20 protein-coding genes and 1 riboswitch are annotated in these 22,163 nt (G+C 45.6%); of the genes, 19 read left to right on the top strand and 1 reads right to left on the bottom strand.

Annotation, left to right across the window (positions count from 1 at the left end; genetic code table 11):
• Nucleotides 1-9 precede the first annotated feature (9 nt).
• From rsmH to D6855_RS08265, 8 genes are all read left to right on the top strand, one after another.
• Nucleotides 10-1,047, top strand: a complete 1,038-nt coding sequence (gene rsmH / locus D6855_RS08300) for a 16S rRNA (cytosine(1402)-N(4))-methyltransferase RsmH (RefSeq protein WP_120739937.1) — start codon at nucleotides 10-12, stop codon at nucleotides 1,045-1,047.
• Nucleotides 1,044-2,384 (top strand): MATE family efflux transporter, encoded by a 1,341-nt coding sequence (locus D6855_RS08295; RefSeq protein WP_120739935.1) that lies wholly within the window; start codon nucleotides 1,044-1,046, stop codon nucleotides 2,382-2,384. The genes rsmH and D6855_RS08295 overlap by 4 nt, the downstream gene beginning before the upstream one ends.
• 105 nt (nucleotides 2,385-2,489) lie before the next feature.
• The gene (locus D6855_RS08290) at nucleotides 2,490-3,368 is read left to right on the top strand and encodes a ParB/RepB/Spo0J family partition protein (RefSeq protein WP_120739933.1); all 879 of its coding nucleotides are present in this window, start codon (nucleotides 2,490-2,492) and stop codon (nucleotides 3,366-3,368) included.
• A gap of 83 nt (nucleotides 3,369-3,451) precedes the next feature.
• On the top strand, nucleotides 3,452-4,393 hold the full coding sequence (cysK, locus tag D6855_RS08285; protein ID WP_120739931.1) for a cysteine synthase A: 942 nt from the start codon (nucleotides 3,452-3,454) through the stop codon (nucleotides 4,391-4,393).
• 252 nt (nucleotides 4,394-4,645) lie between these two features.
• The gene (locus D6855_RS08280; RefSeq protein WP_120739929.1) at nucleotides 4,646-5,074 is read left to right on the top strand and encodes a hypothetical protein; all 429 of its coding nucleotides are present in this window, start codon (nucleotides 4,646-4,648) and stop codon (nucleotides 5,072-5,074) included.
• Between the two features lie 48 nt (nucleotides 5,075-5,122).
• Nucleotides 5,123-5,794: a J domain-containing protein gene (locus tag D6855_RS17130; protein ID WP_120739927.1), complete on the top strand. Its 672-nt coding sequence runs from the start codon at nucleotides 5,123-5,125 to the stop codon at nucleotides 5,792-5,794.
• A gap of 375 nt (nucleotides 5,795-6,169) precedes the next feature.
• Complete coding sequence (locus D6855_RS08270; RefSeq protein ID WP_120739925.1) at nucleotides 6,170-6,931, top strand: inositol monophosphatase family protein; 762 nt, start codon at nucleotides 6,170-6,172, stop codon at nucleotides 6,929-6,931.
• Between the two features lie 3 nt (nucleotides 6,932-6,934).
• Complete coding sequence (locus D6855_RS08265; protein WP_120739923.1) at nucleotides 6,935-8,056, top strand: galactitol-1-phosphate 5-dehydrogenase; 1,122 nt, start codon at nucleotides 6,935-6,937, stop codon at nucleotides 8,054-8,056.
• A gap of 43 nt (nucleotides 8,057-8,099) precedes the next feature.
• On the opposite strand, the gene D6855_RS08260 is transcribed toward D6855_RS08265, so the two are convergent.
• Nucleotides 8,100-9,239, bottom strand: coding sequence for a GGDEF domain-containing protein (locus D6855_RS08260; protein WP_120739921.1), 1,140 nt, complete (start codon nucleotides 9,237-9,239; stop codon nucleotides 8,100-8,102).
• A 200-nt stretch (nucleotides 9,240-9,439) separates the two neighbouring features.
• On the opposite strand from D6855_RS08260, the gene D6855_RS08255 reads away from it, so the two are divergent.
• The 11 genes from D6855_RS08255 to D6855_RS08205 all read left to right on the top strand — a co-directional run bounded on the left by D6855_RS08255 (nucleotide 9,440) and on the right by D6855_RS08205 (nucleotide 22,150).
• The gene (locus D6855_RS08255) at nucleotides 9,440-10,537 is read left to right on the top strand and encodes a TRAP transporter substrate-binding protein (protein ID WP_120739919.1); all 1,098 of its coding nucleotides are present in this window, start codon (nucleotides 9,440-9,442) and stop codon (nucleotides 10,535-10,537) included.
• Nucleotides 10,538-10,629: 92 nt separating this feature from the next.
• Complete coding sequence (locus D6855_RS08250; protein WP_120739917.1) at nucleotides 10,630-11,154, top strand: TRAP transporter small permease; 525 nt, start codon at nucleotides 10,630-10,632, stop codon at nucleotides 11,152-11,154.
• Nucleotides 11,154-12,449 carry a TRAP transporter large permease gene (locus tag D6855_RS08245; RefSeq protein ID WP_120739915.1) on the top strand — a complete coding sequence of 432 codons (1,296 nt, stop codon included), beginning with the start codon at nucleotides 11,154-11,156 and terminating at the stop codon, nucleotides 12,447-12,449. The genes D6855_RS08250 and D6855_RS08245 overlap by 1 nt, the downstream gene beginning before the upstream one ends.
• Nucleotides 12,450-12,471: 22 nt before the next feature.
• Nucleotides 12,472-12,942: a YcxB family protein gene (locus tag D6855_RS08240; RefSeq protein WP_120739913.1), complete on the top strand. Its 471-nt coding sequence runs from the start codon at nucleotides 12,472-12,474 to the stop codon at nucleotides 12,940-12,942.
• A 77-nt stretch (nucleotides 12,943-13,019) separates the two neighbouring features.
• Nucleotides 13,020-14,528 (top strand): histidine kinase, encoded by a 1,509-nt coding sequence (locus tag D6855_RS08235; protein WP_120739911.1) that lies wholly within the window; start codon nucleotides 13,020-13,022, stop codon nucleotides 14,526-14,528.
• A gap of 28 nt (nucleotides 14,529-14,556) precedes the next feature.
• Complete coding sequence (locus tag D6855_RS08230; RefSeq protein WP_120739909.1) at nucleotides 14,557-15,357, top strand: response regulator transcription factor; 801 nt, start codon at nucleotides 14,557-14,559, stop codon at nucleotides 15,355-15,357.
• Complete coding sequence (locus tag D6855_RS08225) at nucleotides 15,357-16,370, top strand: TRAP transporter substrate-binding protein (protein WP_120739907.1); 1,014 nt, start codon at nucleotides 15,357-15,359, stop codon at nucleotides 16,368-16,370. Before D6855_RS08230 ends, D6855_RS08225 begins: the two co-directional genes overlap by 1 nt.
• A gap of 27 nt (nucleotides 16,371-16,397) precedes the next feature.
• Nucleotides 16,398-16,601, top strand: a riboswitch (cobalamin riboswitch).
• 671 nt (nucleotides 16,602-17,272) lie between these two features.
• A complete protein-coding gene (locus D6855_RS08220; protein ID WP_442861348.1) occupies nucleotides 17,273-18,403 on the top strand; it encodes a sirohydrochlorin cobaltochelatase in 1,131 nt (376 codons plus the stop codon).
• The gene (locus D6855_RS08215; RefSeq protein ID WP_158589493.1) at nucleotides 18,390-19,997 is read left to right on the top strand and encodes an ABC transporter substrate-binding protein; all 1,608 of its coding nucleotides are present in this window, start codon (nucleotides 18,390-18,392) and stop codon (nucleotides 19,995-19,997) included. The genes D6855_RS08220 and D6855_RS08215 overlap by 14 nt, the downstream gene beginning before the upstream one ends.
• 10 nt (nucleotides 19,998-20,007) lie before the next feature.
• On the top strand, nucleotides 20,008-21,525 hold the full coding sequence (locus D6855_RS08210) for a cobyric acid synthase (RefSeq protein ID WP_120739903.1): 1,518 nt from the start codon (nucleotides 20,008-20,010) through the stop codon (nucleotides 21,523-21,525).
• Nucleotide 21,526: 1 nt separating this feature from the next.
• Nucleotides 21,527-22,150: a precorrin-8X methylmutase gene (locus D6855_RS08205; protein WP_120739901.1), complete on the top strand. Its 624-nt coding sequence runs from the start codon at nucleotides 21,527-21,529 to the stop codon at nucleotides 22,148-22,150.
• Nucleotides 22,151-22,163 lie beyond the last annotated feature (13 nt).

Here is a 22,163-nt window from a genome sequence, read left to right as displayed (position 1 = left end):
GTTAAGGCTTTGGAAGAGCACAAGAGAAGAGTTCATTACTCTGGTAAGTACCCGAGAAAATTTGAAGAGAAGTATAAAGAAAAGGACCCTTTGAAGTATGCGGACACAGTAGCCCGTGTTATTTCCAAGGGTTCTACTCCTGCCGGGATGCATATTTCCATAATGGTAAAAGAGATCCTGGAGGTACTTAAAATACAGCCCGGAGAGCAGGGGCTTGACTGTACGCTGGGATACGGCGGACACACAAGAAAGATGCTTGAGGCGCTTGACGGAAAAGGCTGTGTTTACGGCCTTGACGTCGATCCAATTGAATCGAAAAAGACAGTGGAGAGACTTAGGGAAGCTGGATTTGGTGAGGACATCTTCAGATTCAGGCTCATCAACTTCGCAAACATAGATCAGGTCGCTGCTGAAGCTGGCAAGTTTGATTTTGTCCTTGCGGACCTTGGAGTTTCTTCAATGCAGATAGATGATCCTTCGAGAGGCTTTTCATACAAGATTGATGGGCCTCTTGATCTGCGCCTTGACCCTGAACACGGGGAGTCAGCTGCAGAGAGGCTTCACAAGATAACCAGGGATGAGTTTAAGGGTATGCTTATAGAAAACTCAGATGAGCCATACGCCGATGAAATCTCTGACAAAGTATTTAACCTGATGAAAAAGGGAGATCCCATGGACACAACAACAGCCCTAAGAAAGGCTGTTGAGGCAGCTCTTTGGAAGGTTCCCAAGGAAGAGAAGGCAGACGCTGTTAAAAAGAGCTGTGCCAGAGTATTCCAGGCTCTCAGAATAGATGTTAACAGTGAGTTTGAAGTGCTGTATTCATTTTTGGAAAAGCTTCCGGATATCCTTAATTCCGGAGCAAGAGTAGCGATCCTCACATTCCACTCAGGAGAGGACAGGCTTGTTAAGAAGTCCTTTAAGGCTCTTAAAAAAGCCGGAATTTACAGCGACATCTCAGATGATGTCACAAGACCTTCAGGGGAAGAGATAAGACTTAACCCAAGAAGTAAATCAACAAAGCTTAGATGGGCAGTTAAGGCATGATAGATAATAAGCAGTTTTACAAAAACTTAATCAGAATAGCGCTGCCAATTGCGCTCCAGAGCCTTATGCTGGCGCTGGTTGCAGCCTGTGATGCTCTGATGCTTGGAAGAGTGGCTCAGGCCCAGATGACGGCGGTTTCTCTGGCTACTCAGATTCAGTTCGTTCAAAATATGATTCTTTCTTCTGCTACGGCAGCAGGGGCCATTCTTGGAGCCCAGTATTGGGGCAAGGGTGACAAGCATACCCTGGAGAATATCTTTAACCTGATGCTGATGTTCTGCGGAGCAGTTTCTATTCTTTTCTTTGTGGCGTGCGAGTTTTATCCCGGATTTCTCATGAACATATTTGCGGGGGACGCTGAACTTATCAGTATAGGATGTACCTACCTTCGTATAGCTGGATGGTCATATCTTATTACTGGTATTTCCCAGTGCTACCTCACTATCATGAAGGTAACAGAGAATGTAAAGGCCGGCGCTGCTATAAGCTCTGCAGCGGTAGTAATAAATATCATTTTCAATGCAATCTTCATCTTTGGTCTTTTTGGAATTCCCAAGATGGAGGCAAAAGGAGCAGCCCTTGCAACGACCATAGCAAGAATAGCGGAGCTTCTTCTCTGCATCGGTCTGTCTTCAAAAAGCGGATATATACGCCCTGCACTTCAGAGATTCTTTAAAGTCCCAGGAGTACTTATTGGAGACTTCTTTAAGCAGTGTCTTCCTCTCATGGGAGGAGCTATGTGCTGGGGTGTTGGATTTACCTCATATACAGCCATAATGGGACACATGGGTGTGGACGCTGCAGCAGCCAATTCGGTGGCGGCTGTAGTTAGAGACCTGGTGTGTTGCATGTGTAACGGTATTGGAAGCGCAGCCGGAATTATTGTTGGGAACGAGCTTGGAGCAGGAAAACTTGAGCTTGGCAAAAAGTATGGACTTAAGCTCACAAAGATCTCTTTTGTCATTGGCTTTATCTCAACGGGAATCGTCCTTGCAGTTACACCTGCTGTAGTTCACGGAGTAATCCTTACTGACAAAGCAAGATATTACCTCATTTGGATGATGGTGATCATGTCCTTCTACATGATAGGAAGGAGCGTAAATACAGTAACTATAAATGGAGTCCTTGACGGCGGAGGAGATACCATTTTTGACCTTTATAGCCTTGTGGTGTGCATGTGGATGATAGCTATACCATTGGCTCTATGCGGGGCATTTGTTTTTCACTGGTCACCCCTTGCGGTGTACGCCTGCACCTGCCTTGATGAAGTTGGCAAGATTCCCTGGGTTATGATAAGACTCAGGAAATATAAGTGGGTCAAAGACCTTACAAGATAGAATATAAGCCACTTTATGGCTCATAAGTGGAAAGAGTAACGACTATGGGATATAATCAATTCATAGTCGTTATTTTGTTTGTTTGTATCTGTGAAAGGAAACGTTATGGCAAAAAAGACAGAGTTCGAAGAGTGGTTGCAACAAGAGATAGAGAGTCAGAAGGGACTTTACGTTCCTGTGACTGCAAGCATTTTTGAAAGACTGCTTATAACGAAGCTCCCATGCACGAGCATTCATCCAAATCCTGAGGATGAGTTCTGCTTCCCTGAAGTAGGACCAAGTTTCAGGATCATTTCAGAATATGTAAATGAGTTCAGAGAAAACAAGGATAAGGGCCTTCCTCCTGTGCAGGAGCCTCTTATGGTTGGAAAGGTTCATCCAAGTGGATATATGCTGATCAACGGACATCACAGATGGGCAGCTGCCATGAAGTCTGACATCAAAAAGGTGCCTGTAAAGATCATCAACATGACTACAGATGCAGATATCAAGCGCATGATCGAGGACTCCAAGCACGACAAGAGAGTTACGCTGGACCTTGATGAGGTTGTATTTAGAGATGCCAATGACCCTTATATCGAGAAAGTTCCGGGCCTTCGAGGAAAAGGTAAGAACAAGAAGCGCATGAGACTTGGTATACCAGCTCTTTTCCGCCACTTCAATACCCACGGCTACGATATATGGGTTTACTCAGCTAATTACTATTCAATTGACGACGTTAAGCGCTACTTCCGCAGATACTCTGTAAACGTTGACGGTATCATCACCGGTACTTCCAAGAAGAAGGTTACAGAGTCAGAAGCTGAGAAGACAATGGCTAAGCTTATCGCCAACAAGTACGGCCAGACGGTTCACATTGATAACGATATGGTTCTTGTGACCCACAGCCAGTCCAAGGACTTTGAGGAGATCCCTCTTGAGGCCACTGGCGCTGACTGGTCAAAAGAGATAATGGATAAAAGCAAAAGTTATATCAGCCTATAAGTATTGGTTTATTTTGCTCTTTGTGATGCCGTGCTATGATTACATCATCAAAACAAAAACAAATTGTTTGGGAGGAATACATTATGGCAGACATCAAACAGAGCTCACTTGAACTTATCGGTGGAACACCACTTCTTAAATTAAACGGATACAGCAAGAAGGCAGGAGTAACAGGTGCAAACATCCTTGCAAAGCTTGAGTACCTCAATCCTGCTGGATCAGTTAAGGACAGAGTTGCACTTAGCATGATCGAGGATGCTGAAAAGAGTGGAAAGATCAAACCAGGCGCAACAATCATTGAGCCCACAAGTGGAAATACAGGAATCGGACTTGCAGCAGTTGCAGCAGCAAAGGGTTACAGAGCAATCCTTACACTTCCTGATACAATGAGCGTTGAGCGCAGAACAATCCTTAAGGCTTACGGCGCAGAGCTGGTACTTACAGAAGGTGCCAAGGGCATGAAGGGCGCCATCGCCAAGGCTGAGGAACTTGAAAAAGAGATCGAGGGAGCAGTTATCCTCGGACAGTTTGTAAACCCAGCTAACCCAGCTATCCACAAAGCTACAACAGGTCCAGAGATCTGGAAGCAGACAGATGGAAAAGTTGATATCTTCATCGCAGGTGTTGGTACTGGCGGAACCATCACAGGTGTTGGCGAGTACTTAAAAGAGCAGAATCCTGACGTTAAGGTTATCGCAGTTGAGCCAGCTACAAGCCCTGTTCTTTCACAGGGAACAGCAGGTGCACATAAGATCCAGGGTATCGGTGCAGGATTTGTTCCAGATACACTTAACACCAAGGTTTATGACGAGATCATTCCTATCGAGAATGAGGATGCATTTGCAGAGGGCAAGAGATTTGCAGTATCAGAGGGAATCCTTGTAGGAATCTCATCAGGTGCAGCACTTAAGGCAGCTACCATCGTAGCAAGCCGCCCAGAGAACCAGGGCAAGAACATCGTAGTTCTTCTTCCTGACTCAGGTGACAGATATCTCTCAACAGCTCTTTTTGCAGATCCAGAGTGATAAGAAGCCATAAGGTTACCCTACCTACCATTATAAAAGCCAAAGTTTTTGCCAATTTACACGTGTAAAGAATACTCCGGGGCTCATCCGCTCCGGAGTATTTTTGCGTGCAGGATTTAGGTTGTTTTAAGGTGAACCTGATAACATGTTCAAATCAGCAAAATAAGACACACTTTTTTGCGAAATAAATCATTTATAGTTTGGCCATAATAAGGTAGAATTTGGGAAAGGAATTGAAACAGAGGCATGAAAATGAAGAATAATTTAAAACAGATACGATTTGTCCTTCAGGGCTTTATGATGAGACTTCTGTATGGACGAAATGGGTTTGATAATCTCGCAAGACTTTGCTATGGTTTATCCATGATCCTTCTGGTAGTAAATATATTTGCTTCAAGCGTTATAATTTACTTTACCTGGATCGGACTATTTGCATATTCGATGTTCAGGACTTTTTCAAAGAACATTACAAAGAGATATGCAGAGAATAAAAAGTATCTGGAGATGACAAATGGCATCAGAAAAAGAGCCGGGCTTGTAAAGCTTCAGTGGAGAGACCGCAAGACAAGCAGGTATTATATCTGCAAGAGTTGTCATCAGCAGATAAGAGTTCCAAAGGGAAAGGGCAGGATAGAGATCAGATGCCCTAAGTGCAGCGAGAGATTTATTAAGAGGACATGATAAGAGCCTCGAGGTGATGTATATGGCCTTTGGCCATGGGGGAAGGAAATGGTACGAGATCCTTACAAGGTGCTGGGAGTAGCTCCTGGCGCATCAGACGAAGAAATTAAAAAAGCATATAGAACGCTGGCTAAGAAATACCACCCAGACTTAAATCCAGGGGATGAGGTGGCAGCAGAGCGCATGAACGAAGTTAATGCGGCTTACGACATCCTGTCAAAGCCCCACACAGCAAGACATGCTTCGGGTTATGGACCAGGATCAAGCTACGGATCTGGAACAAGCTATGGCCCTGGATCAAGCCGTGGAACAGGATATGGTTCTGAAACTGGTTATGGTTCAGGCTATGGCAGCGCTACGGGTACAGATGGCTATTATTCAAGCAGTAATACTTCCGGATCAGGCTATGGCGGTAACGGTGGCTATGGCTTTGGCGGAAATGGCTATGGCAACTGGCAAACCAGCGGCGAGAATCCTTTCGAGGACTTTGGAACCTTCTTCGGTTTTGGCCCATTTGGATTCTTCCGTTTTGGTAACTTCAGTAACACCAGAAATGGCCACTACTATGGCAATGGCTACAACAATGGCAGCAATGGGGCCAATGGAAATAGTAACTGGAACACTCCTGCAACAGGCAGCAGCATCTTTGGTAAGCTCTTTAAGTGGTTCCTGATATATGAAGTTATATCGATTCTCCTGAAGTTTGTATTCTTCTTCTAAGAGTTTTTTTCATTAAATATTTTGGCAGTTCTCTGCCTGGAATGGGACCAAAAAAGTCATTACAGACCAGAAAGCTAGTTTCTTGCTTCTGGTCTGTAATTTTTTTACTCTGAAAAATTGAAATATCGATAAAATCAGACCAATTACTGTTATATTGTCGTCTGGTCCGTAATATAATAGTGATAGACGGTGGTTCTCAACGTCAAAAAAGTGATTTTACGGACCAGGAGAGACAAAACTGCGGATTGGTCCGTAAAACAATAAAATAACAAGTGTTATAGGGCGAAAAACTACGGATCAGAAGACATGTTTTGAGTATTTGGTCCGTAAACAGGCCTCAAAGATACAATCAGAACATGGCAAAGCGAGGAAAATATGAGCAAAAAACTGCTAGAAGATATCTGCAGCATAGTCAGATCCTGCGGAGAGATAATAAAAAACGCTGACAGAGAGCACATAGCCATTGATGAAAAGACAGGGCTTGCGAATTTTGTCACAGAGTATGACAAGAAGATAGAGGCTATTCTTAGAAAAGAGCTCCTGGCCCTGGTTCCAGATGCCAGGTTTATTGGGGAAGAGGGCGACCAGGCGGAGTTTGATAAGGAGCATAAATTCTTTATCGTGGACCCGATTGATGGAACCACGAATTTCATCAAGGACTACAGGATGAGCTGCATCTCAGTGGCGCTCATTGAGGGCGGCGAGGCTAAGATCGGCGTAGTTTATAACCCATACTCAGATGAGATGTTTACTGCTATAGCCGGAGAGGGCGCTTACTGCAACGGAAAGAGGATTCACGTTTCCGATGAGCCTCTTGAAAATGGACTGGTGCTCTTTGGAGCGGCTCCATATTATGAAGAACTCTACGAGGAGACTTTCAAAAGAGCCTTTGAATACTTTAAGAGAGGACTGGATCTTAGAAGAAGCGGTTCCGCAGCCATCGACCTTTGCACCATCGCGGCTGGAAGAGCAGAGCTTTACTTTGAGCTAAGGCTCTATCCATGGGATCACGCTGCTGGTTCCCTCATGGTAAAGGAAGCCGGAGGAGTAGTGACAACCGTAGATGGAGAGCCACTTCCCTATGACAGACCATCATCAGTTCTTGCTACCAACAAACGTATAGCAAAGGAGCTTTGAGCAATGAAAGCACAGGTTTTATACGGAATAGACAACTTAAAATATGCGGAGGTGGATATCCCGGCCCCCAAGGCAGGCGAAGCCCTTATTGAGCTTAGCTGCTGCGGTATCTGCGGATCTGACGTTCCAAGGATATTTAAGACCGGTGCTCACAATATGCCACTTATCCCAGGCCACGAGATGACAGGCAGGGTAAAAGAGTGCGCGGACAGACCTGAGCTTGTGGGCAAAAGAGTTGGAATCTTTCCTCTCATACCTTGCAAGGAATGCCCTCAGTGCAAAGCAGGACACTATGAAATGTGCGAAAACTACAACTACCTGGGCTCAAGGTGTGATGGTGGCTTTGCAGAATATGTCACAGCTCCTGTATGGAATCTTCTCCCTATACCTGAGGAGGTATCAGATGAAGACGCCGCTATGTTAGAGCCCATGAGCGTTGCAGTTCACGCCATAAGAAATGTGGGACTCATAGAGGGCGGTCTTGGTGACAAAAGCGCACCTGAAAAAACGCAAAAAGAAAACATCAGTATCGTTGTCTGCGGTCTTGGAACTATAGGGCTTCTGACAGCTCTTTTCCTAAAGGATGCAGGATACACGAAGGTTTATTGTATTGGCAACAAGGATATCCAGAAGAAAAAGCTTCTGGAAATGGGATATAAGGAAGAACAGTTCTTTGACGTAAGATATGGAGATCCTGTAGCCTTCATTAAGAAAACTACAGGGGCAGGAGCTGACTACTACTTCGAATGTATCGGAAGACCAGAGAGCTATGAGCAGGCAATCAAGTGCACAGCGCCTCTTGGCCGTGTTATGCTGGTTGGTAATCCTGCTTCAGATATGGACCTTACCAGAGAGACTTACTGGAAGATCCTGAGAAACCAGATGAGTCTTACAGGAACCTGGAACTCTGCATTTAGCGGAATTGATGGTGATGAATCTGACAAAAATGCCATGGACGACTGGCGCTATGTGATCAGCCGTCTGGAAGACTTTGCAAAAGAGAAATCGGCTTTCCATCCAGGAAACCTTGTAACCCACAGCTTCTCCATTGCTGACATGCCAAAGGGCCTTGATATCATGCACCGCAAGTCAGAAGACTATATTAAGATCATGATAAAATACTGATACAAATAGAAAACGGAGCATCTCGATGGGATGCTCCGTTTTTTTAACTCTTTGCAAGTTCTGCGATATGGTTCTTTTGCTTTTCTTCGTACATGTTGTCGTCCATGTGTTTTAAGAAATCATCCAGAGTTTCGATGTTCTGGTCGAATAAGCTGTAGCCCATGGAAAGCGACAGTTTGTACTGTCTTCCCTCTGTTTCGTTGAACAGATCAACCTCGTCGTGGAGGCTCTTTAGGATGTTGTTCATCTCTTTTTCAGAAGTATCAGTTACAAGGATGATGAACTCATCGCCGGCAAACCTTGTAGCTATGGCCTTGTCAGGCTTGGCAAAGGTGATGACTCTCGCTACATCGATAAGGGCTTCGTCTCCTGCGTGGTGTCCGAAGTTGTCGTTGATGCTCTTGAAATAGTCAACGTCTATCATGATTCCGCCGACCGTCTTCTTCTCCTTAGACAGGTTCTCCAGCTGGTAATCCAGATAGGCTCTGTTGTACAGGCCTGTCAGCTTATCAAGATATGAGAACTCGTTTTGAAGCGACATGTAGATCGCTGTAAGTCCAACTGAAATTGAAACCCAGATAAGTGATATGCCGTAGAAAATAACCTGAAGGGCACATCCAATAACTATGGGGCCAACCATGAGGTAAAGCGGGAAGAAGCGAACCTTTCCGTAACGTTCCTCGAATTTCTTTAAAATATACACGCTAAAGATAATATAGCCGGTGTCTACGATGTAATACAGATAGCTGGCTGGAAGCCGTGAGTAAACGTTGTTGGCATCGATTGTATAAATGATAGGAACGAAGTTGTTTACGAGAGCAATCACTGCTAGAAGTACAGCAGGAATAAAAGCGTAGGTGTAGATCTTCTTTACCCTTACCTTGGAACGGTAGAGCTTAAGGTCTTCATAGAGACACCAGGATGCTATAAAGAATGGGTTGGCCATAAAGCAATAGGTGTTGCCGATCATGTTGATGGCTTTCATAAGCTTTCCTGGTTTTCCGTCACTGTAAAATACAAAGAAGTCCACGACACAGGCAATCATTGTAAGAAAGGTGATCGCTGAAAATATCTTGTATTCTGAGTGGGTTGAATCTGCTCTTCTGATGCGGCTTGATATAAGCATGGCCACGAGAAGCATAAGCCCGATATAATCCGAAGTTGCTACAGCAAGTATGTTCATTTATGTCCTCCCTGAAGGATCAGGATTTAATCTCAAATTAGTATACACATTATTATACATTACTTTTGCTGACATTAAAAATATGCTATTCAATGCTAATAATGTCCGATTTAATGATTTGTTTATACAATTTATAATCTGTTTATCAAAGGACAGAAATTGTCCTAACATTTTTTCTTTTAACTAAAGGGAGGTTAAAAATGAAGAGAAGATTTTTATCAGTAGTTTTAACAGCTGCTATGGTTCTTTCCATGACAGCATGTGGTGTTACAGCACCAGAAGCTCCAGCAGAAGCACCTGCAGCTGAGGCACCAGCAGCAGAGGCTCCAGCAGCAGAAGCACCTGCAGCAGAAGCACCTGCAGCAGAGCCAGCAGCAGACGCTATCACACTTGTTATGGCAGAGGTTAACCCTCTTGACACAATCGTTGGTATGACAGACCAGAAGTTCAAGGAAGAAGTTGAGGCTAGATCAAACGGATCAATCATCATCGACCTTCAGGCAAGTGGTGTTCTTGGATCAGAGAACGACGTACTTGACTCAATGCTCGGTGGCGGCGGCACAATCGATATGTCACGTATCTCAGCTTTCGCTCTTACAAGCTACGGCGGACAGAAGTCAATGCTTCTTTCACTTCCATACATCTTCACAAGCCGTGAGCATTTCTGGAAATTCGCTACATCTGACCTTGCTCAGGAATTCCTTCAGGAGCCTTCAGAGAACGGTTCAGGCGTAAGAGGTCTTTACTATGGTGAGGAAGGTTTCCGTCATTTCTTCACAGTTAACGAGATCACAGATATCAACTCATTCAAGGGCATGAAGCTTCGTGTTTCTAACGACCCTATCATGAATGGTCTTGTTGAAGGTCTTGGCGCTTCTCCTACAGTAGTATCATTTGGTGAGCTTTACTCAGCTCTTCAGACTGGTGTTGTTGATGGTGCTGAGCAGCCTATCGCTAACTACAAGTCAAATGCATTCCCTGAGGTTGCACCTTACATGATCCTTGACGGACACACACTTGGTGCTATCCAGGTTGTTATCACAGACGAAGCTTGGAACAAGCTCTCAGCTGACCAGCAGCAGATCCTTATGGATGCAGGTAAGGCAGCTTCTGAGTACAACAGATCAATCTCAGAGAGCAAGGAGAAAGAGGTTCTTGACGAGCTTAAGGCTGATGGCGTAACAATCATCGAAGTTGATGACATCACACCTTGGCAGGAAGCAGTTAAGCCTGTTATCGAAGAGAACATCAAGGGTCTTGAGGACTACTACCAGAAGCTCGTTGACCTTGGTAAGTAATTCAAATTGAAATAAAGACAAAAAATGGTCGGAGTGGTGCTTTGCACCACTCTGATTTATAACAGCTTATCTTGTAAATTACCGGAGGTATTATGGATTCTTTCTTCAAAACGGTGGACAAGATCAAGCCAGCATATGATGTGACTTACAAAGTTGTTTTATTTGTTTGTAAGCTCCTTCTGGTGGCAGACATTCTGATCACCAGCATGAGCGTACTTGGAAGATACGTTTCTTTTGTACCAGACCCATCATGGAGTGAGGAGGTTGTCCTCACTCTCATGTCATATATGGCAGTATTATCTGCTGCTCTGGCCATCAGACGCGGTGCCCACATCCGTATGACTGCTCTTGACAGATATCTACCCAAAAAACTATTACAGATTTTGGATTTGCTTTCAGATGCATTTGTCCTTGGACTTGCATTTGTAATGATGATAGTGGGGTGGCGTTACGCTACTACACTGGGAGCAAAGGGTGTGTACGTATCACTTCCAAAGCTTTCCAGATTTTGGATGTACTTCCCAATTCCGGTTGCTGGAGTTGCCATGATCATCTTTGAGCTTGAGGCAATCTACAACCACATCAAGAGACTTACAGGAAGGGAGGTAGATGCATAATGACACCTAATACAGCTGCCATAGCAATTCTCCTTGTAAGCTTTCTTGTAATGATCTTTTTAAGATTCCAGATCGCTTACGCGGTTGCACTTTCATCTATTTTCTGTCTCCTTTATCAGGGACTTCCACTTAATACTGTTTGTCAGCAGATGGTAAAAGGTATCAGCTCTTTTTCTCTTATGGCTGTTCCGTTCTTCATTACCATGGGCTGTATCATGGGTGAAGGTGGTATTTCAGAAAAACTTATTGCCCTGGCTGATTCCTGCGTAGGCTGGATGACCGGTGGCATGGCCATGGTTAATATCGTGGCATCATACTTCTTTGGTGGTATTTCAGGATCAGCTGCTGCTGATACAGCATCACTTGGAAGTATCCTTATCCCTATGATGGTTGAGCAGGGATATGATGATGATTTCTCAACAGCGGTAACAATTACATCATCCTGTGAGGGACTTCTTGTTCCTCCAAGCCACAACATGGTTATCTATGCCATGAGTGCTGGTGGTGTATCTGTAGGAAGCCTGTTCCTTGCTGGATATATTCCAGGAGCACTTCTTGCTCTTTCGCTGATGATCGGATCATTTATCATTTCCAAGAGACGTCACTATCCAAAGGGTGATCCATTTAGCTTAAAGAAGTTCCTCAAGCAGCTTAGTATTTCTTTCTGGGCTCTTGCTGCTATCGTTATCGTAGTTATCGGTGTTGTAGGTGGTGTGTTCACTGCCACAGAGTCCGCTGCTATCGCTGTTATCTACAGTCTTATTGTCAGCGTATTCATCTACAAGGGACTTGATCTCAAGGGAGTTTGGAATGTACTTGAGAAGTGTGTAGACACTCTTTCAATCGTTATGATCCTTATCTCCACATCAAGTATCTTTGGATACTGTCTTACAACACTTCACGTGCCAGACCTTGCAGCTAACGCTATCATCGGTCTTACACGTAACCCAATTCTTATTGCACTTTTACTTAACCTGATACTTCTTGTACTTGGCTGTATCATGGATATGGCTCCGATCATCCTGATCGCTACACCTATCCTTCTGCCAATCGCAACATCAATTGGCATCAACCCAATACAGTTTGGTATAATGATCATACTTAATTGCGGTATCGGACTTTTAACACCTCCTGTAGGTGCGGTTCTCTTTATCGGATCTGCTGTTGGTAAGGTTAAGATGGAGAAGGTAGTTAAGGCGACACTTCCATTCTATCTTTGCATGATCGCCGTTCTTATGCTTCTTACATTTATACCTGAGCTCAGTATGTTCCTTCCGAACCTGATCAATAAGTAATATTTTGCTGGAAGGTTTTTCTATGGAATACAAGTATATGTGCGATGTTAAGCCAGCTGATATCTGGAAGATGGCTATGGTGCGCACTTATAAATCACCAATTGGTTTGGTCAACATTGTGTTTACAGTGGCCATGATCCTGTTAACACTAAAGTTTTTTGGCACGTCTTCAGATCTTTTGCGGATACTTATGATCTTTGGATGCCTTGTTTTCCCTGTTATTCAGCCTCTTGCCACCTATGGCATGAGCGTTAAACAGCTGGAGGACCTGCCAAAGAACATGGAGCTTACCTTTAATGATAAGGGAGTTCATGTCGAGACTTCTGACAAGTCAGAGGATATCAAGTGGAACAGGATAGCCAATGCCATTAAGAGAAACAACATGATCGTTGTTATGTCGGATGACAGCCACGGATATATGTTTACCAACAGAGTCCTGGGAGACCAGAAGGAGGAGTTCTACAACTTCCTTTGCAGCAAGATACGAGGCTAGTTTTAAATAGTATTTTAAAAGAGGCGGCGCTATAATTATTGATATAACTATAACGCAGCCTCTTATTTTATTACTTTATGAAAAAGATACGTACTTTCTGGGAAACACTCACCATTAAAAATAAAATAAAGTACTTCACCGTCAGCGTATTTATTGCGATCCTTGCAGCTATTCTTTTCGATGTCTGGATCGTCAAACTCTTCATGATGGACTTTAACGACATCATGGTGGACAACGCTGGAAGCGGTATGATCGTAAACGCCATCGATAAAGAGACAGAGGCCTTTGATACCTATGTCCACGGCTCTGACCCTGATGATACGGCGGAGTGGGACGCTGCAGTCCAGGCTACCTATGATGCCATTTACGCTGTTCCTCTTAGCTATCAGCATCTTGGCCCAGAGAGATTTGCAATCCTTCAGTCCCTTAGAACATCCTATGACACCTACTGCAAGTACAGGAATCAGGTGGTTTCGGACTATCAGGCTGAGAAGATGTATATCGATAAGCTCTACGATGTTTACAGCATGCAGGACTATTTATCGCTTTACGCACAGCGCTTTGTGGAAGTGACCATGAGAGAGGGCAATGCCAGCTACCTTAAGATGACGCCTCTTGTTCTTTATGTGCCATTTCTTGTGGCGGCTCTTGGTATAGTTCTTTTCATTGTGATCATACAGATCTCCAAGATGATGAACAGGTCCATTACTGAGCCGGTACTTAAGCTTGCATCTTCCTCCAAGAAGATCGCGGCCAACGACTTCTTTATAGAAGATATTGAGGTTGAGAATCAGGACGAGATTGGAGACCTGGTAACAGCTTTTAATAAGATGAAGTTCGCAACAGGAGAATACATCAAGGCTCTTGAGGAAAAGAGAGAAGCCTTAGATCAGCTTCACGTCCAGGAGCTTGAGACTCTCGAGATCGAAAAACAGCTTGAGACCATGAATCTTGAGCTTTTAAAGAGCCAGATCAATCCACATTTCCTGTTTAATACATTGAATGTTATAGCGGGTATGGCTAACCTTGAGGATGCTGCCACCACTGAGCAGATGATAGAGGCCTTAAGCTCGCTGTTTAGATATAACTTAAAGACCCAGGCCAAAGAGGCCCTTCTGTCCCAGGAGCTCAAGGTTTCCAGGGATTATATGTACCTTCAGAAGATGAGATTTGGTGGGCGAGTAGAGTTTGAGGTTGACTGTGAAGTCGACGAGAACTCAGTTATCGTTCCTACCTTTACCTTCCAGCCGATCCTGGAAAACGCCATTATCCACGGCATTTCTCCAAAGGTTGAAGGCGGCAAGGTGTTTATCAAGGTCCGCCAGCAGGATGACATGCTCCTTATAGACGTTGGAGATACAGGTATCGGAATGGACGCTCAGACCCTTGAGAGCATCAGAAAGCAGCTTGCAGGCGGCGAAGATGTATCGCTTGATGAAGATATCGTAGGTATCGGACTTGGTAATATCAACAGGCGAATCCGCGCCATGTACCCAGGCAGCAGCTTTGAAATAGACAGTGAGAAGGACAAGGGAACCACTATTAAGATACAGCTTCCACTCCAGGGAGCAGAGATAAATGACTGACGCAGGCGCCAGTAAATAGGAGAACACTATGTACAGAATTCTTGTGGCTGACGACGAGCCCATCGAGAGACAGGTCATAAACAAAAAGATAATGGGATTCTTTCCTGACCAGGTCACTGTTTTCATGGCGGAAAATGGCATTGAGGCAGTGAGCGTCTTTGAGGATAACAATTGCCAGATTGCCATCCTTGACATCGAGATGCCAGGAATGAACGGCCTTGACGCAGCTTCAGAGATAAGAAAAGCGCATCCTGAATGCAGCATAATTTTCCTCACTGCTTTTGATGAGTTTACTTATGCCAAAAGAGCTATCGAAGTAAGGGCACTGGATTACCTGTTAAAGCCAGGCTCTGATGAGGATCTCATAAATGTCATCGAGGAAGCCATGAGGCTTGCGGACAGACAGGAAGAGCTGGAGGAAGGAGCTGACCCCTGTGAAGGCCTTGAAGGTACCGACACAGATATCTCTTTTGCCCAGGAAACAAGGGACGGCGAAGAGATCGCTTCTAATATTATTGTAGGGGAAGTCACCAGATACATTGAGAATAACTATAAGGAAGACATCGCCCTTCAGGACGTGGCTGGGCTCTTTGGCTATTCAGATGTGTACTTCTGCAAGCTCTTTAAGCAGAACTTTGGCAAGAACTTTATTACCTACTTAAACGAGTTTAGGATGGACAAGGCAAAAGAGCTTTTAGCTGACCCTCAGATAAACATTAAGGACGTAAGTATCGAGTCTGGATACCGGGATGCCAACTACTTTACAAGAGTATTCAAGCGCATGGTGGGCATGACCCCCAGCGAATATAGAAACGGAGTTTTGGGATAATGAACAGAAAATGGGGATACGCTGTGGTGGTAATTGCAGCTGTTTTGGTGTTGCTACTGGCCGGCGGAAGGATATTCTCTTTTTTCAAAAAGAATAATGAAGAGGCTCCTGAGTACGTTCTTTTGTATGCGGAGAACCAAATAGAGGACTACCCCACAACCCAGGGTGCCAAGCGCTTCGCAGACCTGGTCTACGAGCAGACTGATGGAAGGATACAGATCCTTGTTAAGCACGACGCAGAGCTTGGAAGTGAAAGCCAGGTAATTGAGCAGATGCGCTATGGCGGAGTTGCTTTTGCCAGAGTATCGCTCTCCCAGCTTGCTGAGGTTGTTCCGGAGATGAATGTTTTGCAGGTGCCTTACCTGTACAGCGATTCAAGCCACATGTGGAGGGTTCTTGATGGTGAGATCGGAGATGAGTTTCTGTCAAAGACTCTTACCTACGACCTGGTGGGACTGTCCTGGTACGACGCAGGTGCAAGAAACTTCTACACCACAAGGCCTGTGACATGCCTTGAGGATCTTAAGGGCATGACCATAAGAGTCCAGGAGTCAGACATGATGGCGGACATGGTATCAGCCCTTGGAGCGAATCCAGTTAAGATCGTTTACGCGGAAGTCTACTCAGCTCTTGAGCAGGGGCTTGTAGACGGCGCTGAGAACAACTGGCCATCCTACGAGGCCATGAAGCATTACAACGTTGCAAGGTACTACACCTTGGATGAGCACACAAGAGTTCCGGAGCTGCAGATCTGTTCCAAGGCCGTGTGGGACAAGCTCTCAGCAGAGGACCAGCAGATCCTTACAGAGTGCGCAAGGCAGTCAGCCCTCTATGAGAGGGAGCTTTGGCAGGAGAGGGAAAAGAGCTCTCAGAAGATCGCAGAGGACAGCGGCGTAACTACTATTGAACTCTCTCCTGAAGAGAAAGAGAAATTCAGGACCGCCATGGCCAGTGTTTACGAGAAATACTGCGGCGACCAGATGGATATACTGCAGAAGATAATGGAATATTAAGGTTTGTTGTGCTATTATATGCGTAAACATATATAGAAAGCGGAAGGTGCCTGCGGGATTTTAAGTCCTATGCAGGTGAAAAGGGAAGCAGGTGCAAGTCCTGCGCGATCTCGTCACCGTGATTCGGAAGTTTTCTTTCGTAACCACTGGAGAAGTCCGGGAAGGGAAAGAATGCGCGGCTAATTAGCCAAGACGATCAGTCGGGAGACCTGCCTGTCGCTGTACATGGGTGACCGGGCCACGAGGAATTGGCTGTACGAATGGACTTAAGGCAAGAGAGAAACTCTTTTGTCGGTTTTATGATGTCTGTTTACAGCCTCTGCCTAAAAAGCAGAGGTTTTTTATTTGTGCGGCTTTTCGTCCTGGGATCCATGATAAAGAGCCTTTTTTAAGGCGAGGATACTGGAGGAAATATTATGAAAAAGAAACTGATCACAATTATGCTTACTGCAACCATGGCAATGGCGCTTGTTGCAGGATGCGGACAGAAGGAAGCGCCTGCGAAGCCACAGGAGGCAGCAGTAGAAGAGACTGCAGAGGCTTCTACAGAAGAAGCTACTGAGGCTACAGAACCAGCAGAAGAGCCAGCTGAGGGCGCTCTTGCAGATGGAATATACACAGCAAAGTTCACAACAGACAGCAGCATGTTCCACATCAACGAGGCTTACGGCGACAGAGGAACACTTACAGTCAAGGACGGAGAGATGACACTTCACATCACTCTTCCATCCAAGAACATCGTAAATCTTTTCCCTGGAACAGCTGATGACGCGCAGAAAGAAGGCGCAGAGCTCCTTCAGCCAACAACAGATACAGTTACCTACGAAGATGGAACAACTGAGGAAGTTAACGGCTTTGACGTTCCTGTACCAGTTCTTGATGAGGAGTTTGATCTTGCGCTTATCGGAACAAAGGGCAAGTGGTACGACCACAAGGTTATGGTTTCTGAGGTTTCAGGTGACGAGGACCAGGCAGCAGCTGACGAAGTTGCAGAGCTCATCGATGCGATCTATGTTCAGAAGTGGACAGAGGAGACAGATTCTCTCTGTGCACAGGCAAAGGAGGCATGGGATAAATTGACAGACACACAGAAGGCCCTTGTTGAGGGTGACGACGCAGATCCAGATTACTTTGGAAGAGACACAGGTGATGCCAGCAAGGATGATCCATTAAATGCAGATGGCATCGGTGAAAAAGAGCTTTTAGTTGTAAGCTTTGGTACATCCTTTAATGACAGCAGAGCTAATGATATCGGCGGAATCGAGAAGGCTCTTGCAGCAGCTTATCCTGATTATTCAGTAAGACGTGCTTTCACAGCTCAGATCATCATCAACCACGTTAATGCAAGAGACGGCGAGAAGATCGACAACGTTGACCAGGCTCTCCAGAGAGCAGTTGATAACGGGGTAAAAGAGCTAGTTGTTCAGCCTACACTTCTTATGCACGGCGCTGAGTACGATGAGCTTGTGGAGACTCTTGAGGGATACAAGGATAAGTTTGATAAGGTAGTAGTTGCTGAGCCACTTCTTGGTAAGGTTGGCGCTGACGCTAAAGAGATCAACGACGACAAGAAGGCAGTTGCTGAGGCTATCACAGCTGAGGCGGTTAAGACAGCTGGATTTGCAACTCTTGCAGATGCAGAAAAAGACGGCGTGGCATTTGTATTCATGGGACATGGAACTTCTCACACAGCTAAGGTTACATATTCTCAGATGCAGACACAGATGGATCAGCTTGGTAACACAAACGTATTCATCGGAACAGTTGAGGGCGAGCCAGAAGAGACAGCTCTTGAGAACGTCATCGAGGCAGTAAAGGCAGCAGGCTACAAGAAGGTTGTTCTTCGTCCACTTATGGTTGTTGCTGGTGACCATGCTAACAACGATATGGCTGGTGACGACGATGACTCATGGAAGAGCGGATTCGAGGCAGCAGATGCCTTTGATGAGATAACATGTCAGATTGCTGGACTTGGAAGCATTGAAGATGTCCAGAAGGTTTATGTGGAGCATACAGCTAGTGCGATCAAGTAATGTACTTAAAAGATGCAGTTTACTAATTGCATTCATATGTATTCTGATGCTTACAGGATGCGGCAGAATTCCAGATGGGGAATATGCCGCATCTGTTACTCTTACGGGAGGAAGCGGAAGAGCCTACGTGGAGAGCCCATGTAAGGTCACTGTTTCGGGGCAGACAATAACAGCTGATATTGTATGGAGTAGCCCCAATTATGACTTTATGATGGTTGATGGGGTCAGATATGAACCGGTAAATTCGGAAGGAAATTCCGAGTTTATCATTCCTGTTAAACTGGGAAAAGAGATGTCGGTTCAGGCGGACACTACTGCAATGAGTACGCCGCATCTTATAGACTATACCCTTAAGTTTGAAGTGATCGATGGGGGTGAAGCTGATCCTGAGGCTAGTGGAGAAGGCGCCTTGGAGGAAGCGGAGAGCAAAGTTGAGGCGGCTATCGATGAAGCGGAAAGCCTTTTGGAGCATGAGGAGTCTGAAGAAGATATTGTTGGTTTTATAACTGAGAGGCTTGGCAAAAAGATAGTTTCAACAGATGATATCACCTATGCCACAGGCTTTAAGATCTACAGACTTGAGGGAGATTACGTGCTGATCTCAGTCAGGGATAGCAGGTATTACCTGATAATTCCTGAAGATACCACGGTTTCAGGGCTGCCAGAACTTGGAGAGGGGATAGTATCGCTTTCTCCAATTGGTGATCCTGACGTGGAACTGGTCGCAGTGAGAAGGCCAATAGACAGCATCTACCTTGCTGCCAGTGCGGTAATGTGCCAGTTTGACGCTATTGATGCAATAGATCTAATCAAGCTTTCTGGAACCCAGAGGGACGACTGGTACGTTGATGCTGCGAAGGATGCCATGGATGCGGGATCTCTTTTGTATGGCGGAAAGTACAGTGCTCCTGACTACGAGATGATGGTGGATAAGGACGTAGATCTTGCCATTGATAATACCATGATCCTCCATAGTCCCAAGGTTATCGAAAAGCTTGAAAAACTTGGGATTCCTACTTTTGTGGACTGGTCGAGCTATGAGGAGAGTATCCTTGGAAGGCTTGAGTGGATCAAGGTTTATGGCGTGCTGTCCGGAAAAGAGGACGAGGCAGCGAAAGTTTTTTTACAGCAAAAGCAGATGGTAGAAGCGGTGGACGCTGGTGCCCTTAAGGGGAAGAGCGTTGCGGTGTTCTCAGTAAATACAAGGCACCAGATCTGCACCAAGAAGGGTAACGACTACCTGGTTAAGATAATCGAGGCTGCAGGCGGAACTTACCTTATGCCCGAGGGTGTTTCTGACGACAACAACCAGTCCCAGGTAACCATCAGCGTTGAGGCATTTTATCAGTACGCAAGGGAAGCGGATATCCTTATCTATAATGCAGTTATTGAGGATGCCCCGGGGTCACTATCGGACCTGGCGGGCATGGATTCTACTTTTGGAGACTTTGAGGCAGTTAAGAGCGGAGAAGTATATGTTGTGAGCGGATCCTTGTATCAGCTTGCAAGTAAGAGCGGAAGTATAGCGCAAAGTGTTGGTGAAGTCCTTTCAGGCGAAAAGGAAAAGACGGATTATATCTATAAACTTAAGTGACAGGAGTAAGATGGCAAGGAACCTGATGATACAGGGCACCATGTCCGGTGCAGGTAAGAGCATATTGACGGCGGGCATCCTGAGAGTTCTCGCTCAGGATGGCTATAAAGTTGCGCCCTTTAAGTCCCAGAACATGGCCCTTAACTCCTTTGTCACCAGAGATGGCAGGGAGATTGGAAGAGCCCAGGCTCTCCAGGCCTTTGCGGCAGGGATGGAACCCAGCGCGGACATGAATCCAATTCTTCTTAAGCCCACAGGTCAGACCGCTTCTCAGGTTATTGTAAATGGTCTTCCTGTTGGAGACATGAGGGCTGCAGATTATTTTGGGAAAAAGAAAGAGTTCATTCCGGAAATTCTTGGAGCCTACGAGAGGCTCTCAGAGCGCTCTGACATTGTGGTCATTGAAGGGGCAGGAAGCCCTGTTGAGATAAACCTTCGGGAAAATGACATAGTAAATATGGGCTTTGCCCAGATGGTGGATGCGCCGGTCCTTCTTGTTGGAAACATTGATCCCGGCGGAGTCTTTGCCCAGCTCCTTGGAACAGTGCAGCTGATGAGTGCGCAGGAGCGAGCAAGGGTTAAGGGACTTATCATCAATAAGTTCAGGGGCGATAAGAAGCTTCTTGATCCGGGTCTATCCATGTTTAAGGAGTACTGCGATATTCCTTTTGTGGGAGTTGTGCCCTATGCAGACTTTGAGCTTGAAGAGGAGGATTCTCTTTCGGAGAAGCTTGCAGTTAGTGGGGGATTTGTAAGAGGCGGATCGGCCGGAGCAGGCAACGTTATCAGGATCGCTGTTGTAAGGCTGCCTTACATCAGCAATTACACGGATTTTGACATCTTTGAGAAGGTTCCTGACGCTGAGCTTATATATACGGATTCAGTGGAAGCTGTTAAGGCCGCAGATATGGTTATCCTGCCTGGAACCAAGAACACTTCTAATGACCTTAAATGGCTACAGGAGAAAGGCTTTGATAAGGCTATTTTTGAAGCCAGAGAAAAGGGCTCCCTTATTGTGGGTATCTGCGGAGGATTCCAGATGCTGGGGCAGAGGATCACAGGAGAAGATGTGGCAGCAGGGGCTTCTGCTGGGCAAGATAATAGAGCTGTAAGTTCTGCTGAGCTGAAGGGCCTTGGGCTCCTTCCTGTTGAGACTGTGTTTATGGATGAGAAGACCCTGGTGCAGAATGAAGGCGTGCTAGGCGGTGCGTCAGGAGAGTTCGCATCTCTAAATGGTGTGGCCTACAGGGGATATGAGATCCATATGGGACAGAGCTTTGGCGTGGCAGGAGAGGTTATCTGCGATGGGAACGTCCTTGGTACATACATCCACGGCTTTTTTGACAGCGCTGAAGTTACAGGAAAAGTCCTTGATATCATTTCGAAAAAGAAGGGCATTGGCAGTGTCTGCGATGGCCGCTTGGACCTTTGGACCTACAGGGAAAGAGAGCTGGATAAGCTTGCAGTCGTTGTAAGAAACAGCCTTGATATGGACTACATATATAGAGTTATCGAAGGGAAAGCATAAGGTGATAAAAAACATTCTTCCTTCAGAAATTGAAAAAGAGAGCTTCAGGATAATCAGGTCTGAGCTCAAAGAGATGGGAAAAGAGATCCCGGCTGAGGTAGAGCCTACCGTTGTCCGGGTGATCCACACCACAGCTGACTTTGAATATGCAGACACTATGCGGTTTTCGGACGGTGCAGTAGGTAAAATAAAGGATGCACTAAGAGCCGGAGCCCACATAGTGACTGACACAAACATGGCTTTAACCGGGATCAGCAAGAAGACTTTGGAAAAGTTCGGAGGTCAGGTCCACTGCTTTATGGCAGATGAGGACGTGGCAGCTGAGGCCAAAGAGAGGCAGGTCACAAGAGCTATCGTCAGCATGGAGAAAGCTGCGAGGCTCGGTGTTCCTACCATTTTCGCAATTGGGAACGCACCCACAGCTCTTTTGCGAATAAGAGAGTTATATGACAAAGAGGGACTAAGGCCTGAGGCTGTGATCGCAGTTCCTGTGGGATTTGTGAACGTGGTGGAGGCCAAAGAGCTGATCCTTGATATGGACGTTCCATACATCGTTAACGTTGGCAGAAAGGGCGGCAGCACAGTGGCTGCGGCAATCTGCAATTCCATTCTCTACAACATGTGATGAAAGGTTATAA

This window comes from Butyrivibrio sp. CB08, from assembly GCF_003625485.1.
In the GTDB taxonomy this organism is placed as follows: Bacteria; Bacillota; Clostridia; order Lachnospirales; family Lachnospiraceae; genus Butyrivibrio.
Note: the sequence above shows the minus strand (reverse complement) of the source record. Positions and strands in the feature narration are given on the sequence as shown.